This is a genomic window from Paenibacillus sp. FSL L8-0663, from assembly GCF_038008125.1.
Taxonomy (GTDB): domain Bacteria; phylum Bacillota; class Bacilli; order Paenibacillales; family Paenibacillaceae; genus Paenibacillus; species Paenibacillus polymyxa_D.
Genome location: NZ_JBBOYM010000001.1, coordinates 3,331,524 through 3,348,986 on the forward strand (window position 1 = coordinate 3,331,524; position 17,463 = coordinate 3,348,986).

The following is a 17,463-nucleotide window of genomic DNA, read 5'->3' on the forward strand; positions in this document are numbered from 1 at the left end:
TTTACTACTTTATATTTTGACACCCATTATTGCTTTAATTGTGCCACAAAATTATGAATTTGCAAAAGACCTTCTTGCCTGCGTGCAGAATCATTCAGTAGCGGAATGGCCTCCTCTACCTGACGTACAATAGCACTACCAACTACAACACCATCGCAAATATTTGAGAAACGGGTTACCTGCACCTGAGTAGAGATCCCGAAGCCCACCGCTACCGGAATATCCGTATGCCGTTTGACCTGCGCGATAAAGCCCTCTATACCTTCAAAAAAGGAAGCTCTTTCCCCAGTTACACCCAGCGAGGATACACAGTATACAAATCCACGTGCCTGACGGACAATTCGCTCGATCCGCTGTTCAGACGTTGGAGCCACCAGAGGAATCAGATGCACACCCACCTCAGCTGCCCGTCCTCCCAGCTCCTCCGCTTCCTCAAGCGGAAGGTCCGGAATAATAAGACCGCTGATACCGTGCTCCTGCAAGCCTGCAAAGAAAGCATCCATCCCCATCTGTAATACAGGGTTATAATACGTGAACAGAATAAAAGGCAGGCTTGAACCTGCCGCCCTAGCCAGAGAAGCTGTCTCCATGCACGTGCGGATGGAAATTTGCCGTTTCAGTGCACGCTCAGACGCGCGCTGAATTACAGGTCCATCAGCCAGCGGGTCGGAATAGGGTACACCCAGTTCCAATATGTCAGCTCCGGCCGACTCTAACTGCCGAATGATCTCTATCGTCGTATCCACATCCGGGTCGCCTACCGTCAGAAAAGGAATTAATGCCGTTTTGCCTTCATTTTTAAGGCGATCAAACGCCTGATCAATTAAATTCATGACGGATTTCCTCCCAAATACTTGATAATGGAGTCCACATCTTTATCCCCGCGTCCAGACAAACAAATAACGATAATATCATCTGCCGTCAACGTGGGTGCCAGCTTGACAACCTGCGCAACTGCATGTGCCGACTCTAATGCAGGAAGTATTCCTTCGGTACGGCAGAGGAGCTGAAGCGCATCCAGCGCTTCCTGATCCGTGATCGGAACATATTTGGCCCGCTCAATATCTTTCAGGTATGAATGCTCCGGTCCAACACCTGGATAATCCAGTCCAGCCGAGATGGAATGCGCAGGTTGCACTTGTCCGTACTCATCCTGAAGCAGATAACTCATAGAGCCTTGGAAGACCCCTTGTGTTCCCTTGGTCATCGTAGCTGCATGGAATTCTGTTTCGACACCTTTTCCAGCGGCCTCCACGCCAATCAAAGCGACACCCTGATCCTCAATAAAAGGATAAAACATGCCGATGGCATTGCTTCCGCCACCGATCGCTGCCACGATGACATCCGGCAATCTGCCTTCCTTCTCTAGGATCTGGCGACGCGTTTCATCACCAATCACACGTTGGAAGTCCCGCACCATCATTGGATATGGATGCGGGCCGACAGCTGAACCCAAAATATAAAACGTATCATGGACATGGCTGACCCAGTAACGCAAGGCTTCATTACCAGCATCCTTAAGTGTACGTGTACCCGATGTCACTGGAATGACCTCTGCACCCAAAAGCTGCATCCGAAAAACGTTCAACTGCTGGCGCACAGTATCCTCTTCGCCCATAAACACCTTGCATTCCAATCCGAGCAACGCAGCCACAGTTGCTGTCGCGACACCATGTTGTCCTGCGCCTGTTTCAGCAATAACCTTCTGTTTACCCATACGCTTCGCCAGCAATCCCTGAGCTAATGCATTATTGATTTTGTGGGCGCCAGTATGGTTTAAATCTTCGCGCTTCAAGTAAATTTTAGCCCCGCCCAAATGCTGGCTCAGACGTTCCGCATGATAAAGCGGGGTTTCCCGACCAGAATAGTCTTTCAGGAGCCCGTTCAACTCTGCTTTAAACTCGGGATCATCCGCGTACTTACGGTAGGATTCCTCCAATTCAATCAGTGCGTTCATCAACGTTTCCGGTACAAAACGTCCTCCAAATGTTCCAAAACGTCCGTTGTTATCAGGTAATTGTGTCATGCCTGCTTCACCCTTTCTAGGAATGCTGTGATTTTTGCAATGTCCTTGACTCCGTTCGTCTCTACACCGCTGGATACATCCAGCCCTTCGGGATGATACTCATGAACCAGCTTTTCCGCATTATCAGCAGTCAGCCCGCCGGCTACAAACAAAGGAATTCCATGTTGATGGGTCCAAGCCTGATAGGCAAGAATTCGATCCCACGCAAACGTTTTTCCAGAACCGCCACCATACAGGGGATCGTATGTATCGAGCAGTAAAGCATCAATTGTTCCGACATAGGCAGCCAATTCGTCCGCCGAGCGTTCTCTCTGTCCTTGACTGTCCACAGACCATGCCTTGAATACCTGTATACCAAAATACTCCCTGATTTCCCGACAGCGCTCTGGACTCTCCTGTCCATGCAGCTGTATGACATCCAAGGGTGCTTTCTCCATCACATCATTTAACAGTGCATCACCTGGGTTCACAAATACGCCCACGCTGCGCGGTCTGCTGCCTGAGGTCCATTCATCCAATACGCGAAGCAGCTCTCCAGCCTGTACGCCGTCAATCCGGCGCTTGCTGTCGGCAAACACAAAACCTATATAATCGACCGGTAAGTTTACCATAGATTTTAGCACTTCAACGCTTTGAAGTCCACAAATTTTTACGCCCGTTTTGTTCATACTTTAATCCCGTCCATCAATTCGGTTACAGCCTGTCCCACATCTTCCTTGCGCATCAGATGCTCCCCTACCAGGATGCCGTGTGCACCCACCGAATGCAGATACTTTACATCTTCCGGTCCAGCAATTCCGCTCTCACTGATGAACGTAATCCCTTTAGGAATTAGTGAGATCAGCTCCTCCGTCGTCTGGAGACGAGTCTCGAATGTTCGCAGATTTCGGTTATTTACGCCAATCAAGGTTGCTGTCCCCAGCTCCAGCACCGCTTTAAGCTCCTCACTGTCATGCACCTCTACCAATGCGTCCAGCCCAAGGTTCTTGGCGATTTGTAAAAAGGACCCTAATACACGCGGTTCCAGTATAGCGGCAATCAACAGCACTGCATCCGCTCCCAGCAAACGAGCTTCATATATTTGCCGTTCATCAATGATAAAATCCTTTCGCAACAGCGGAATCTTCACCTGATCGCGAATCTGCTGTAAATATTCAGGACTTCCCTGAAAATACGTCACATCTGTCAGTACAGAAATGCAATCCGCTCCTGCTCCCTCATATGCACGTGCAATGTCCACCGGATGGAAATCCGGTCGAATCAGCCCTTTGGATGGGGAAGCCTTCTTCACCTCAGCAATCAGTCCGAGCGGACGGTTGCGTCCGCTCGCGATCGCATTTTCGAATCCTCTCGTCGCAGGTAAATCAGCAATTAATCGTTCAGCTTTACTTATTTGAAAATGCTCCTTAAGCTGCTCCACTTCTTGTCGCTTCGTCACCACAATTTTATCAAGATACATATTGATATTCCCCCGTTGCCTGTATTAATTGGTCCAGCTTGGAAAGTGCCCGTCCAGAGTCAATGGCTTCGGCCGCTCGTACTACTCCGTCCGTCAAGGTAGCTGCTGTGCCTGATACATAAATGCACGCTCCTGCATTCGCTAACACAACATCCCGATAAGCTCCATGCTCTCCGTTTAAAATTCGTCGTATGATATCTGCGTTAACCTGTGCGTCACCGCCCAGTACCTGATCAAGAGAATGCGTCTGCAAGCCCAAATCCGACGGATGAAGCTCGAACGTGTGAACCTTGCCGTCCCTTAGCTCGGATACTCGTGTCGCAGCTGAAATGCTAATTTCATCTAGTCCATCCAGACTACTGACAACCATGGCCCGTTTGGAGCCGAGCTGGTTCAATACCTCGGCAATGACTTCCGTTTTGCTGGCGTCATAAATGCCCAACAACTGCCGATCCGCACCAGCCGGATTCGTCAATGGACCCAGCATATTGAATACCGTCCGCACACCCAGTTCGCGGCGCGGCGCGGCGGCATGCTTCATAGACGGATGATACAGCTGTGCGAATAAAAAGCAGATGCCGATTCGGTCCAGACATGACCTAGCCTGATCACTCGTCAAATGAATATTGACTCCCAATGCCTCCAGGACATCAGCGCTCCCGGCACGGCCACTTGCAGAACGATTGCCATGCTTTGCTACCCGTACAGACATCGAAGCTGCGATGATCGCAGATACCGTGGAAATATTAAACTTGTGAATACCCGAACCTCCGGTTCCACATGTGTCCAGCAGACGACCGCTGCCTTCTTCAGCTTGCACTGGACTAGCGTAGCTACGCATAGCCTCGGCAAAACCAGTGATTTCATCTACCGTTTCCCCTTTGAGGCGAAGAGCCGTCAGCAGCCCGCCAATTTGCGCCTGTGTAGCACTTCCACTCATAATCTGTTCCATTACGCTCCGGGCCTCCGTACGCGAAAGATGCTGTCCCTCCATGATCCGGCTTAACCCCACTTGCATCATGTCATGTCGTTCCATTGTCGTCTCCTCCTCAAAATCAGATTTTTGCGTGTTACGGAGTGTACAAATAATCCTGGTTGATGACGCTGTTATAGGGCTGTGTCGTTGCCGGGAACATCACTTCTGCCGTGCGGATTGCCTTCAGCAATGCCTTTGCTTTGTTCACCGTCTCCTGATACTCGCTTTCCGGAACTGAGTCCCACACAATTCCAGCGCCTGCCTGGACATAAGCCCGGTTCTTTTTAAACACAATTGTGCGAATCGTAATGCAAGCGTCCATATTGCCCGAGAAGCCCAAATATCCAATCGCCCCTGCATAGGGTCCACGTGCTTCCCGCTCCAACTCAGCAATAATCTCCATGGCCCGCAGCTTTGGTGCCCCTGATACGGTACCGGCTGGCAGACAAGACAGGAAGGCATCGAAGAAATCTTTGTCCTCACGTAGCTCACCCGACACATTGGAAACAATGTGCATGACATGGGAATAGCGTTCAATCTCCATAAACGTATCGCATTTGACTGTGCCAAACTGTGATACACGGCCCAAATCATTCCTTCCCAAATCGACCAGCATCAGATGTTCTGCACGCTCTTTTTCATCGTTTAACAGTTCTTCAGCAAGTGCCACATCTTCTGTCTCCGTTACCCCACGCGGTCTCGTTCCTGCAATAGGACGGGTTTCTACCCGGCCGTTTTCCACCTTGACGAGTGCCTCAGGCGAAGTGCCTACGATGATCTCGTCATCCATTTTCAAATAATACATATATGGCGACGGGTTCATCGTGCGCAGCACGCGGTATACCTGTAAAGGAGAGGCCTCTGTATCAATGTGAAAACGCTGGGATAGTACAACCTGAAAAATATCACCGGAGCGGATATACTCCTTCGCCTGCTCTACGTTTGATATAAACTGTTCCTTCGTCACATTGGATTGAATCTCACCCAGTTCCACATCATCTGGAATGGAGGCCGATCCTAATCGCTCAGGCTGAGGCTGCTTGCGCAGATACTGTGCCGTTTCCTCCAACTTGCGTTCCACATCAGCATAAGCAGCTCGAATGTCCTCATCGCGGAACCCTTCGCCTACATGAACATTGCCAACCAGCAAAATTTGCTGTTTCACATGATCAAAGACAATGACTTGATCGCAGAACATAAAACGAATATCATCCATATTCAAATCATCTACCGAGTGCTCTGGCAGCTTTTCATAGTATTGAAGCAGGTCATATCCAAAAAATCCGATAGCCCCGCCTGTAAATGGAGGCATTTCTTTCAGTTTCGGACTGCGGTATTTACGTAGCAATGCTTTGAGCGCTTCAATCGGCTTGTCGTTTAATATTTGCCGTTTACCGTGTTGTTCCAATATCAAACGTCCCTTTTTACCCGAGACCATTAGAAACGGGTCTGTACCGATGAACGAATGTCGCGCCCACTGCTCGCCTCCCTCTACACTCTCTAGCAGAAAGGCACGGTCCCGCTCGGCATACCGACGGAAAATCCGAATCGGCGTCTCCATATCAGCCAGCACTTTTTTGTATACAGGAATCAGGTTAAATTCACTCGCCATCGTTATCACTTGCTCCACATGCGGCGTTAACATGAGATCACTTCCTTTCCAAATTGGCGCAGAACCAAAGGAGAGAATATAAGAAAAACGTCTATCGACGTACCTTCACGGAGGCCAGACCGCGTGTAGCGGAAGTTTTTCTTGCGATTATAGAATTGTTCAGCTCCGCTGAAAATTTTATAAATTTTATAATCGTAAAAAAGCCTCTACCGGTAAGGTAGAGGCTGTCAGTTATTGAAATTATAAGAATGCTCCATATGTAAAATGACTACAGCAAATTGATAAGTATACACTCATCCCTTTGGTTTAACCGCGCAGGTTGCCTCAAATAAGCTTCTCTGTAGAAGAATATCTCTTCATAGACAAAAGCTTACCCGCTACCGCCGATCTCTGTAATCTCATATGGAATTGGCTAAGGCTGCACTCTTCTCATCTCAACTCTGTCTCTGGCTAACTCTACTCTACTTAACTCTGCTACACACACTATATCTCATGGGATGTTACTTTGGCAACCATCAACTTAAAAAACAGGCACTTATTTCCCTTGGGAAGCTAGATCCGGTCTTAAGGCCTGCGCTCCGTTCAAATATACATGTTTAATTTCCCGCTGGGATTTATCAGTGTTCACCTGTACCATCAGACGGATGCACTTGGGCAAACTACCTGCCACAGGAACTTCTAATGCACACATGAGCGGAACCATATCCCAGCCATCAAGCTGACGAATGGCCTTGGCTGGAAAGGCAGTATCCAGATCATGAGTCACCGTAATCCATACGTTACTAATATCCTCTGGCTGAATTTCATTGTAGGATACAATTTCCTCCAGTAGTTGGCTTGTTGCTTCCAAAATTTCATTTTCTTCATTATTCGCTACGGTCGTCGCGCCACGAATTCCACGATTGTACATCGTTACACCCCCTCTTTTAACTGTTCAATAACTCTTCGGATGTAAGAGACGGAAATATCCTTCACAACCTCCACGTGCCCGATGCTACGTGGGACGACAAAAGTAATGCTGCCTTCTTTGAACTTTTTGTCATGCATCATCGCGTCCAGTAGCCGATCTGTATCGAGATGTGACGGAAGGGAGGTCGGTAGCCGTAGTGAAGACAACATATCCTTCGTTGCATCTACCAAAGAAGGATCTGCCCCCAGCTTCACGCCCAAAAGTGCGGAGCCGACCATTCCAATCGAAATGGCTTCCCCGTGTAAAAACTCACCATATCCCGCAATAGCTTCAATCGCATGACCAATCGTATGACCTAGGTTTAAAATAGCGCGCAAATCATGTTCTCGTTCATCGCGTGACACCACTTCGGCTTTAATGGAACATCCCTTTTCCAGACCGTACTCCAGAGCTGTCGCATCCAGTGCAAGCAAATCAGTCGCATGGTCACGGCACCACTGGGCGAAATCAGCATCCCAGATCAAGCCGTGCTTGATCATTTCAGCAAGCCCCGCAGATACCTCACGAGGAGGCAGTGTAGACAACGTATCTACGTCATACAACACAAGTTCCGGTTGATGGAAAGCTCCTATCATATTCTTCGCCAAAGGATGGTTGATGCCGACCTTACCGCCCACGCTACTGTCATGGGCCAGAATCGTAGTGGGGATCTGTACAAACTTGACACCTCTCATATAAGAAGCTGCCACAAATCCAGCCAAATCACCCACGACACCACCCCCAAGTGCAATAACGGCTGAATTGCGATCCAAGCCGCCCTCAATGGCTGCTGTTATGACCTGCTCAAATACAGCAAGCGACTTGGAGGTTTCACCTGGCTTAACGACAAAGGACACTGTCTTGTAGCCAGATGCCTGAAGATTGCTCTCCAATGTTGCCAAGTAGAATCCCGCTACATTTTCGTCAGAAACAATCAACAACGGGCTTTTTTGCGCAATTCCTCGTTCCTTCAACAACTCTCCGGCTCGATATAACAGTCCTCGTCCAATATGAATAGGATAAGAACGTTCGCCAAGCTGTACCGTCAGCGTACTCATTTTAGTACCGCCCCAATTGTTCTTCGTAGGATGCAATATTCGCACGAATCTCTTCAATCGAATCCCCGCCGAATTTTTCTAGCAAAGCTTTTGCAATCTCCCAAGCTACCACATGCTCCATAACTACGCTAGCCGCAGGTACTGCACATGCATCCGAACGCTCAACCTGTGCAGTGAACGCCTCCTTCGTATCAATGTCGACGCTTTGCAGAGGCTTGTAGAGTGTGGGGATCGGCTTCATTACGCCACGAACCACAACTGGCATTCCATTCGTCATGCCCCCCTCAAAGCCGCCCAAACGATTGGTACGACGGTGATATCCACGTTCCTCATCATATAGAATCTCGTCATGCACCTGTGAACCGCGCAACTCTCCTGCTTCAAAACCGATGCCGATTTCCACGCCTTTAAATGCATTAATCGACATGACGCCTTGTGCGATACGTGCATCCAGCTTCCGATCATACTGTACATGACTGCCCAGACCAATCGGAACACCTTCTACAATACATTCCACTACCCCACCGACTGAATCACCTTCTTGCTTGATCAGATCAATATATGCTTCCATTTTCTTTTCGGTTTCTGGATCGGTTACTCTCACCGAGGAAGCTTCTGTCACCGCAATCAGCTCATCAATCGGCAAATCGCGGTAAGGAGCTTCGATTTCCCCAATACGAATGACCTGACCTGCCACCTTGATTCCGAACTCAGCCAGCAATTGACGAGCCAAACCACCGCATGCCACACGAATTGCTGTTTCACGTGCGCTGGAGCGCTCCAGCACGTTACGAAGATCCTTCAGGTTGTATTTCATTCCGCCATTCAAATCCGCATGACCCGGACGTGGCCGGTGAACCCGACGCTTTTCTTCATCACTGCCTTCAATAGGTTCAATATTCATAATGTTCTGCCAGTGCTTCCAATCGTTATTTTCCACAACCAGCGCAATCGGTGCACCCGTGGTGTATCCGTGACGTACGCCTCCAGCAATCTTCGCCGTATCTTTTTCAATCTGCATACGCCGACCCCGTCCATATCCTTTCTGACGACGGTGCAGCTGAAAATTCAATTCCTCAAAATCCAATTTTAAATTGCTCGGCATACCCTCTACAATGGCAGTTAGCTGGGGACCATGCGTTTCCCCCGCGGTTAAATAACGTAAACTCATGACGCGTTCCCCCTTTAAACTGTTAAACTGTGCATCGCTAAAATCTTTAACTGTGCTTCATTATAGTATACGCACCTTTCTTTGACAAGAAAAGCCACGTGTATGCAGATAAACAAAAACACGCCTCTTAGCCAAAGGGGCTAAAGGACGTGCTTTGCTAATAAGCCAACCATCAATTACTCAAAGATATAAATAAGTCCCTATAAAACTTTGGATGATGTTTGCAGGCTTATGCTTTTTTGCGATAAAAAAAGGTTTCCGTCGATTCCAGACCATATTGGTTAGGAGAAAAGATTTGCTCTGTGCTACCGACAAACAATACTCCGCCGGGACGAAGACTGGCTGCAAACTTTTGATACAACGTATGTTTGGCCTCTTCTGTAAAATAAATCATTACATTTCGACAGATAATGAGATCATAGCCATCCTCAAACCGATCCAGCAGCAAGTTTTGCTTTTGAAATTTCACGGCTTGTTTCAAACGGTCATCAATTCGATACATCGCACCATCCGGCTTAAAATATTTGCTAGCTACCTGCTCAGGCACATCCTTGAGCGAACGCTCCAAATATTTGCCTTCCTTGGCTTTTGCCAATGCACCATCATCAATGTCGGAAGCCGTAATGGAGCAATTCCCCAAAATCCCTTTACCGTCGAGAACCATAGCCAAGCTATAAGGCTCTTCACCAGTCGAGCAGGCCGCACTCCACAGCTTAAGCTTCTGCTTCCCCATAAGCAGCTGTGGCAAGATTGTATCTCGCAGCACTTCCCACCGATTGGGATTACGCCAAAATTCCGAAACATTGATCGTCATCCGATCCAGAAATTCATAGAATAGAGGTTTTTCCTTCATCATGGCATCATAAAAAGAAACAAAACTGGGAAACCCGTTTTTGTTGCGAAGCGTAGTTAACCGCCTTTTCATCTGTGCTTCTTTGTATTGTGCAAGATCAATACCTGTGCTGTCCTTGATTTTGCGGATAAACGCTGTGTAATCGGGGTCCGTCTGACCCAGTTCCATATCCGTCATGCTACCATCCTTCTTCATACGTAATTAAACTTACACCCAGGTCGCCACACTTTTTTCATACCGAACGGATTCTTCCGGCATGAAAAAATTTGCAATCTCGCGCTCTGCGCTCTCCGGTGAATCTGAACCATGAATGAGGTTAAACGGTGTATGTGCTGCAAAGTCTCCACGAATTGTGCCCGGAAGAGCTTCGGTTACTTGTGTTTTACCAATCAACAAGCGGGAAAGCGTAACGATGTTATCCCCTTCCCATACCATAGCAAACACAGGGCCTGATGTGATAAAACCTACAAGCTCTTCAAAAAAAGGCTTGCCCACATGCTCCGCATAATGCCGTTCTGCCTGTTCTCTTGATACTTGTACAAGCTTGCCAGCCGCCATTTTAAAGCCTTTGTCTTCCAGACGACTAATGATACGTCCAATCAATCCACGTTGTACACCATCCGGTTTAACCATCAAAAAAGTACGATCCATCGGCTCACTCCCAATCCAATCTAATGTATTTATACAGTACTAAACTGTATTGTAACAGAAAGCTTGGAACTGGTTAAAGCATTTTGTCACAGCAAACCCAAAACACAACTTTAGTAGGAGCGGCGTGTTACAAAATGAGCAATATCGCGTAGCGTCTTTTTTGTTTTGACATCTGGTAGTAAGTCCAGCGCGTTTAGCGCTTTATTAATATATCGGTCGGCGAGAATTTCAGCTTTAGCGATTCCTTCACTTTTTTTGATTATATCCACCGCTTTGCGTGCGTCTCCTAGCCCATCTCCATCCTGAATGCGGCGGATTTCAGCCAGTAGATCTGCACGCAACTCAGGCTGTTCGAGCGCATAAATCACCGGAAGCGTAATATTCCCCTGTCTCATATCGCTGCCCGGCGGCTTTCCGATCTTTTTTTCTGTTCCGCACAGATCAAGCAGATCATCCTGAATTTGAAAAGCCATACCTACGTTATAGCCGTAGCTGTACAGCAGGGAATTGACACTTTCCTGTGCCCCTGCAGCCATAGCTCCCAGCTGGCAACTAACCGCAATTAATAAAGCCGTTTTGCGCCGTATGCGAAGCAAATAATTACGCACACTCTGATCCACATTAAAAAAATCACGAATTTGTTCCATTTCACCAATGGACATCTGCACCAGCGCTTTAGACAGTACCCGGTGAATGTCGGGATTCGGCAATCCAGCAGCAATAGACAGCGCACGTGCATATATGTAGTCTCCGGTGTACATAGCCACCCGATTGTCCCATTTGGACTTCACGGTGGGTTGGCCGCGTCTCATTTCCGCATCGTCAATCACATCGTCGTGAACGAGAGAGGCAGAATGAATCAGTTCCAGAGGTACCGCTATACGCTTGAGCTTGTCCAGATCATATTCTCCAAACTTGCCTCCCAGCAATACAAATACGGGACGCAAACGCTTGCCCCCTGCTTTAAGCAGATGAAGCGACGTATCATTAATCAACGGCTCCGTACTATCGATACTGCGGTACAACTCTTCTTCTATAAAGTTCATATCCTTCTTTAATAAACCGAACAAATCCAATCGTTTCATTCTTTCACCCGTGTCAGCGTATTGTCACTCCAGAGAAGCGGCTTTACTCGTCGGTCAAGCAGCCCCAGTTCATGCGCATACTGAAAGTAAAGCTCTAAACCTTGTTGTTGCTTCTCTCCAAAATCATAACACAGATTAGTAAAGTAGCGCTCCCAATAATCTCGCAGACCTCCAATTTCCTCGCATGCTTCAGAAATAACAGACGTCAAGTCCGACAGACTACGCTGCTTGCTTGCGCGGAACGCACTCGCAGTTTCAGCCACCGCTGCGGGATTTTGAGCAGCAACAGCACGTCGTACTGCCCATACAGCAAAAGTCATACTGTAGCCCGTCCAGCGCTTCCACTCTTCTCCGAGGTCCGTAACATACAGACCTTCGTTTCGCCAAGATGCCTTAATCGCGTGATCTCCAATCAGTAGCCCCGCATCTGCCTGTTCCAGCATCAAGTCAAGATCCGGTTCACAGTCAAAATAGGAAGGCTGACCTTCCCATGCCTTTTGCATCAAAATTTTTAACAAATTCACGGATGTAGCAGACGTATTCGTTAATGCAATGGTTCCGTTTTTGATTTCGTCCAGCGGCTTGCGTGAAAATAGTAAAATGGATTGCACAGGACCATCTGCACTGACGGATAAATCCGGCAACAGTAGCATTTCCTCAGCACCGGATGCATACGCAAAGGAGGACATCGCACTGATATCCAAACTCCCATTCAACATACCTTGATTCAATTCAGCCGGAACTTTAGAAACCATCTCCGCCGAATGGAGAAGCTCAGAAGGATTAAAATAATGAAAAATAGGCCAAGCGTTTGTATATTTAATTTTTCCGATTGTGATTGTCTTGGTGTCCGGTGTCGGCATCGGAATCCCCCCATCTCGTAAACAGTTGATGTTCTATACGCAAGCTGTCCAATACTTTGCCTACGAGGAACAGCACAATATCATCCAGCGTCTTCGGATGAAAGTAAAAAGCCGGCATAGCCGGAATCATTTTGACGCCAAGTCTCGCAAGCTTAAGCATGTTTTCCAAATGAATGGCATGTAGAGGCGTCTCACGAGGTACAAGGATCAGCGGACGACCTTCCTTCATCATCACGTCCGCTGCCCTCGCCATGAGATTGTCGGACGAACCGTGTGCTACTGCTGACAACGTCCCCATCGAGCATGGCATGATAATCATCGCATCCACCAAATAAGAGCCGCTCGCAATCGAAGCTCCAATATCTGTGAACGGATGGTATACAAGAGAACCGGGACGGCCTCCGAATTGTTCATTCAAAGCCCCTTCCCGGTCAGTTACATTCCAGCCCAACTCCTCTTTCAACACCCGCCAGCCAGCATTAGACACGATCAGGTGAACTGTGTATTGCAAGTCCAGCAGAGTCTCTACCAGTCGCACACCATAAATGCTTCCGCTCGCGCCTGTAATGCCAATAACGATTCGTTTGCCTTGATGTTCGCTCACCTGATTATTCATTAGTATTAACGCACCACCAAATCAATCAGTGTAAAGGCAAATACGACAGTGCTAAGTACACCGTTCATAGTAAAGAATGCCGTCTGCAAACGACTCAAATCTTTTGGAGATACGATATAGTGCTCATAAAATAAAATAATGTACGAAATAATCATGCCCGCCAGATACCACCAGCTTAAATCTGCAATAAAGAACAGTACAATAAATCCGATCGCCGTAATGACGTGAAATGCCCGAGCGATGTTCAATGCACCTGCTACACCAAAACGGGCAGGAATAGAATAAACTCCTTCGTTTTGGTCAAAATCTATATCCTGACAAGCATAAATAACATCAAATCCAGCCGTCCAAAATGCGATCGTTAGATACAGAACGATAGCGGTCAAATCTATTTGTCCCGTTACTGCAACCCACGCGCCTAGTGGCGCCAAACCAATGGTCAGACCAAGTACAATATGGCAAAGCCAAGTGAAACGCTTGGTGTAAGAGTAAAAAACGAGCATAAAAAAGGCCAGCGGGAACAGCTTGAACGCCAGCGGACTTAACTTGAATGATGCCCAGAATAACAACACCAGACTGACGATAATGAAAATTACCACTTCGCTTGATTTAAGCAACCCTGCCGGGATAGCGCGTCCTGCTGTGCGCGGATTTTTCCCATCAATCACCCGGTCGATCATACGATTGAAGCCAAAAGCAGCGCTGCGTGCGCCAACCATAGCTAGCAGGATCCAGCCGATCTGCGGCCACGAGGGAAGGTTGCCTGTCACAACAACTGACCCCAATACAGCCCCCATGAATGCAAATGGGAGCGCAAATAACGTATGTTCAATTTTAATCATTTCCAAAAAAATAGCAATTTTCTTAAACATGCTGACTCTCCTTGATTCCAATGTGCAATGCCGCAATGCCTCCGGTGAGAGAATGAGCCTGAACATCCTTCAATCCGACTTCACGGAAGATGCCAGCCAACTCATCCCTTCCTGGAAAAAGCGCCAACGAATCAGGGAGCCATTTATACTGCTCATAACGTTTGGCGAACAATTTGCCGAGCATGGGCAAGATGTGTTGAAAATATGTGTAGTAAATTCCCTTGAACGGCTGCCAAGTAGGTTTGGACAATTCTAGACATACGACCTGCCCGCCAGGTTTGACGACTCGTTGCATCTCCTGTAACACGTGGCGCAGATCAGGTACGTTACGCAGACCGAAACCAATCGTTGCATAATCAAATGAATTATCTTCATAAGGCAGTTCCATCGCGTTGCCCTGAACAAGCTTAATTTGCTTTTCCCGGGATTCTGATATAATTTTACGCTCGCCAACATTGAGCATGTTCTGACTAAAATCGAGTCCTACGATGTGACCACTTTCACTTGCTCGCGCCATCGCAAGCGTCCAGTCACATGTACCACAGCAAAGATCAATTGCCGTATCGCCGCGACGCATGTTCATTTTTTTCATTGTAAATTTCCGCCAAGCCTTATGTCTGCGAAAGCTCAGTATATCGTTCATCAAATCGTATTTACCTGCTATGCTTTCAAACACGCCATGAACGAATTGCTCTTTCGGCTTGGTGTCGCTTGATCCCATCACGTTCACCTAACCTTCCCTCACAACTGGGTGCGGACTATTTAGCAGCTTTAGGAAAGGCTCAAGCATGCGTTCAAATTCCTCGATCCCTGTATTTTGATCATCTGACAGGATCTGCCGGATGTGTGTAACTGCCGTGCGAAGCTTGTCCAGTATCGCATCCTCGGCTTTGTATTTCAGAACAAGCTTACGCCATGCTTCAGTGTCAGTACCACTCTCTGAAAGCAACGCTTGCTCGTTCCGGTCCCCGTTACCATAAATATGCCAGAACATATATCCGAAACGGGACTTGTCCGGTTCTGTCCGCTTACCCCATTCCTCCATCAAGGTATCACAGAGGGCAAATTTGTTGAGAAGCTGCTTCCAAATTTCCTGATCCTGTTCTGCTACAAGTGAAGTGAATGATAAAAAAAGCTCCTTTTTGAAACGAACCATCTGAGTTAAATACTGAGTTGCATCCAGGCGGAATTGCTTCATTCCCCAGTACAGACTCATTTTCCCTGCGTTCACTTCACATACAGCATCACTCAGCTTCGAAATGGCCGTAATGCGGCCTGCCAGTGCAAGCAGCTGATAAAAACGACTGCTAAAATAGTCCCCAGCTAACACTTTCAGCTGTCTGGAACGCATCTCCTCCGGGCTCCGTATACCGGATAAAGTATCAATCATATCATGCGTATCCAGCCCCATCTGCACAAGTGAGGTTACCAATGCGTACAGTTCGTCCTCACTGGCATGCAGCTCCTGCGCATTCCGGTTCAAAAACACAAACATCAAACGGGTACGGCTGTCAGGAAAAGCCGGCATTTCCGTATGTTGTTGAATCATGTCGTATTCCACATATTTCCTTGCTAATTGGGGTACGCGATACGGTTTCATCCTAAGCCTCCGAGACATGACTTTCTGCTATACTCAAATAATTGCAATGCCTTATATTATATCACAATTTAAAATGATTCGCGACTAAAGTACTGTAGGTCCACCGGCAGAAACATCTAATCTGTATATACACCGTTAAACCTGTTTTGCCACATGGGCGTTACTGTAATGCGGAAACGGGATTTCAAATCCTCTGGCAATTCCGCGCCTTCCCGGCTTCTCAGCTGTTCCAATGCCTCGTTCGTCCACTCGTTCCGGCGTATATCGGATGCAAGCAGCAAATGACGTTCTCCTGACCATTCGTCCTGCGTCACCACCCGAAGCAGCAATTGCCGCACATTCGTCGTTCCGTAAAAGCTAAAAGCGGCAATCTCCGCCATGTTTTGATAAATCTCTAGCGGGGCAGTTTCTTCCTTGGACAGTTTGACATCCAGGGTCAGGACTGAATGTTCCCAGCTTGCGCTTGCAATCGGTGTAGTCAACGGTAGCTCATTCAGCGTATCCACCAGATTGTCATCTGACAGCAGCACCCGTTGCTGAGGCGAAATCGTCGCCTGTGTCTCACGAACTGCTGCGGTTCCTGAGTCCAGCACTTGTAAAGACGGCAGCAACACAGCTGCTGCGATGGTTATGAGAATGGAGCCACCGAATACAATCCAAGGTTTCATCAGAGCCTCCCCTGACCTCTACCTCATAATGTGGGTTTGCTACGGTAAAGGTCCTCACTCTCATTCTACAACAAAAAAAAGCAGGCTATGCCTGCATTTTAATCCTCCGTATCTACTACCCCGTGCTTGGTCATCACAACGGCTTTGCCGCGAATTTTAATAGCAGAAGTATGATCCGTAAATTGGACAATCAGTACCTCGCCCTTGTCCAATTTTTCTGAATGATGCAAGCGTGTATCCTGGCCTCTGGTCAAACCAAAAACCTGACATCCGTTGCTTTTCGCTTTAATTACGACGTACTCACTGCTACCCGTCACGTTATCTTCCATATCCTTTTCCTCCCTGAGAGCCGAAGCTATACTTTTTATGATGGAGATTCAAGCTTGTTTTGTCAACTACATGCTTCCCGTGCTCCTGCAATAATTAGCATGTCCCGAGCCATACTATCCGTGCAGTCCCATCTATTAAAGAAAGGAACGGATCTGATGAAAAACTACCTTCCCGCCAATCTCAGTCCTGCCCAAATCGAACGGCTTCAACAGCTGGAGCATGAATTTGCCGAGCTAACAGGTGAACCCCTAGTGCTGATCGCTTATGCCTCGCGAAACGGCAGGGCAGCTTCCTCTTCTCCAGTCCATAGCACCCCTACCACGAAGTAAACAGGACAAAAAGAAAAGGCCGTGAATCAAATTCACGGTCTTTTCAGCGCATTGGGAATATGTAAGAAATCTTATTTAATTCCGTCTTTAAGCGCTTTACCCGGTTTAAATGCCGGAATTTTGCTCGCAGGGATTTCGATTTCTTCTCCTGTTTGCGGGTTACGTCCTTTACGTGCGGAACGTTCACGAACCTCAAAGTTCCCGAAACCTACCAGTTGCACTTTATCTCCGCTTTGCAACGCTCCAGAGATCGCCTCAAATACTGCATCGATTGCTTTGGTTACGTCCTTCTTGGACAATTCAGTGCTTTCAGAAACCTGATTGATCAAATCCGTTTTATTCAAC

21 protein-coding genes are annotated in these 17,463 nt (G+C 47.6%); 1 reads left to right on the plus strand and 20 read right to left on the minus strand.

Annotation, left to right across the window (positions count from 1 at the left end; all coding sequences use genetic code 11):
- Positions 1 to 26: 26 nt before the first annotated feature.
- The 19 genes from trpA to mtrB form a co-directional block, all read right to left on the minus strand.
- Positions 27 to 833, minus strand: coding sequence for a tryptophan synthase subunit alpha (trpA, locus tag MKY75_RS14365; protein ID WP_165146973.1), 807 nt, complete (start codon positions 831 to 833; stop codon positions 27 to 29).
- On the minus strand, positions 830 to 2,026 hold the full coding sequence (gene trpB / locus MKY75_RS14370) for a tryptophan synthase subunit beta (protein ID WP_013310713.1): 1,197 nt from the start codon (positions 2,024 to 2,026) through the stop codon (positions 830 to 832). The genes trpA and trpB overlap by 4 nt, the downstream gene beginning before the upstream one ends.
- On the minus strand, positions 2,023 to 2,694 hold the full coding sequence (locus MKY75_RS14375; protein ID WP_340885730.1) for a phosphoribosylanthranilate isomerase: 672 nt from the start codon (positions 2,692 to 2,694) through the stop codon (positions 2,023 to 2,025). Before MKY75_RS14375 ends, trpB begins: the two co-directional genes overlap by 4 nt.
- Positions 2,691 to 3,485, minus strand: coding sequence for an indole-3-glycerol phosphate synthase TrpC (gene trpC / locus MKY75_RS14380; RefSeq protein ID WP_029517342.1), 795 nt, complete (start codon positions 3,483 to 3,485; stop codon positions 2,691 to 2,693). The genes MKY75_RS14375 and trpC overlap by 4 nt, the downstream gene beginning before the upstream one ends.
- Positions 3,475 to 4,521, minus strand: a complete 1,047-nt coding sequence (gene trpD / locus MKY75_RS14385) for an anthranilate phosphoribosyltransferase (protein WP_029517341.1) — start codon at positions 4,519 to 4,521, stop codon at positions 3,475 to 3,477. The genes trpC and trpD overlap by 11 nt, the downstream gene beginning before the upstream one ends.
- A 34-nt stretch (positions 4,522 to 4,555) precedes the next feature.
- Positions 4,556 to 6,106: an anthranilate synthase component I gene (gene trpE / locus MKY75_RS14390; RefSeq protein ID WP_029517340.1), complete on the minus strand. Its 1,551-nt coding sequence runs from the start codon at positions 6,104 to 6,106 to the stop codon at positions 4,556 to 4,558.
- 502 nt (positions 6,107 to 6,608) lie between these two features.
- A complete protein-coding gene (gene aroH, locus MKY75_RS14395; RefSeq protein WP_029517339.1) occupies positions 6,609 to 6,983 on the minus strand; it encodes a chorismate mutase in 375 nt (124 codons plus the stop codon).
- A 2-nt stretch (positions 6,984 to 6,985) separates the two neighbouring features.
- Positions 6,986 to 8,080: a 3-dehydroquinate synthase gene (gene aroB, locus MKY75_RS14400; RefSeq protein ID WP_340885731.1), complete on the minus strand. Its 1,095-nt coding sequence runs from the start codon at positions 8,078 to 8,080 to the stop codon at positions 6,986 to 6,988.
- 1 nt (position 8,081) lies between these two features.
- Positions 8,082 to 9,251: a chorismate synthase gene (aroC, locus tag MKY75_RS14405; protein ID WP_013310720.1), complete on the minus strand. Its 1,170-nt coding sequence runs from the start codon at positions 9,249 to 9,251 to the stop codon at positions 8,082 to 8,084.
- Between the two features lie 229 nt (positions 9,252 to 9,480).
- Entirely contained in the window at positions 9,481 to 10,281 is an 801-nt protein-coding gene (locus tag MKY75_RS14410) for a CheR family methyltransferase (protein WP_039271068.1), read from the minus strand.
- A 30-nt stretch (positions 10,282 to 10,311) separates the two neighbouring features.
- Positions 10,312 to 10,755 (minus strand): nucleoside-diphosphate kinase, encoded by a 444-nt coding sequence (ndk, locus tag MKY75_RS14415; protein WP_029517337.1) that lies wholly within the window; start codon positions 10,753 to 10,755, stop codon positions 10,312 to 10,314.
- 110 nt (positions 10,756 to 10,865) lie between these two features.
- Positions 10,866 to 11,840, minus strand: a complete 975-nt coding sequence (locus MKY75_RS14420; RefSeq protein WP_039271065.1) for a polyprenyl synthetase family protein — start codon at positions 11,838 to 11,840, stop codon at positions 10,866 to 10,868.
- Positions 11,837 to 12,703 (minus strand): menaquinone biosynthetic enzyme MqnA/MqnD family protein, encoded by an 867-nt coding sequence (locus MKY75_RS14425; RefSeq protein ID WP_029517335.1) that lies wholly within the window; start codon positions 12,701 to 12,703, stop codon positions 11,837 to 11,839. Before MKY75_RS14425 ends, MKY75_RS14420 begins: the two co-directional genes overlap by 4 nt.
- Positions 12,660 to 13,319, minus strand: coding sequence for a UbiX family flavin prenyltransferase (locus tag MKY75_RS14430; RefSeq protein ID WP_029517334.1), 660 nt, complete (start codon positions 13,317 to 13,319; stop codon positions 12,660 to 12,662). The genes MKY75_RS14425 and MKY75_RS14430 overlap by 44 nt, the downstream gene beginning before the upstream one ends.
- A 5-nt stretch (positions 13,320 to 13,324) precedes the next feature.
- The gene (locus MKY75_RS14435) at positions 13,325 to 14,191 is read right to left on the minus strand and encodes a UbiA-like polyprenyltransferase (protein WP_029517333.1); all 867 of its coding nucleotides are present in this window, start codon (positions 14,189 to 14,191) and stop codon (positions 13,325 to 13,327) included.
- On the minus strand, positions 14,184 to 14,912 hold the full coding sequence (locus tag MKY75_RS14440; RefSeq protein ID WP_029517332.1) for a demethylmenaquinone methyltransferase: 729 nt from the start codon (positions 14,910 to 14,912) through the stop codon (positions 14,184 to 14,186). Before MKY75_RS14440 ends, MKY75_RS14435 begins: the two co-directional genes overlap by 8 nt.
- A 9-nt stretch (positions 14,913 to 14,921) precedes the next feature.
- On the minus strand, positions 14,922 to 15,791 hold the full coding sequence (locus tag MKY75_RS14445; protein WP_029517331.1) for a heptaprenyl diphosphate synthase component 1: 870 nt from the start codon (positions 15,789 to 15,791) through the stop codon (positions 14,922 to 14,924).
- 116 nt (positions 15,792 to 15,907) lie between these two features.
- Complete coding sequence (locus tag MKY75_RS14450; RefSeq protein WP_029517330.1) at positions 15,908 to 16,459, minus strand: hypothetical protein; 552 nt, start codon at positions 16,457 to 16,459, stop codon at positions 15,908 to 15,910.
- A 98-nt stretch (positions 16,460 to 16,557) separates the two neighbouring features.
- On the minus strand, positions 16,558 to 16,788 hold the full coding sequence (mtrB, locus tag MKY75_RS14455) for a trp RNA-binding attenuation protein MtrB (protein WP_013310730.1): 231 nt from the start codon (positions 16,786 to 16,788) through the stop codon (positions 16,558 to 16,560).
- A 156-nt stretch (positions 16,789 to 16,944) separates the two neighbouring features.
- Here mtrB and MKY75_RS14460 point away from each other — a divergent pair, with 156 nt between their 5' ends.
- The gene (locus MKY75_RS14460) at positions 16,945 to 17,118 is read left to right on the plus strand and encodes a hypothetical protein (RefSeq protein WP_165146994.1); all 174 of its coding nucleotides are present in this window, start codon (positions 16,945 to 16,947) and stop codon (positions 17,116 to 17,118) included.
- A gap of 71 nt (positions 17,119 to 17,189) precedes the next feature.
- Here the strand turns inward: MKY75_RS14460 and MKY75_RS14465 are convergent, their stop codons facing one another.
- Entirely contained in the window at positions 17,190 to 17,462 is a 273-nt protein-coding gene (locus tag MKY75_RS14465) for an HU family DNA-binding protein (protein ID WP_013310732.1), read from the minus strand.
- Position 17,463: the final 1 nt, after the last annotated feature.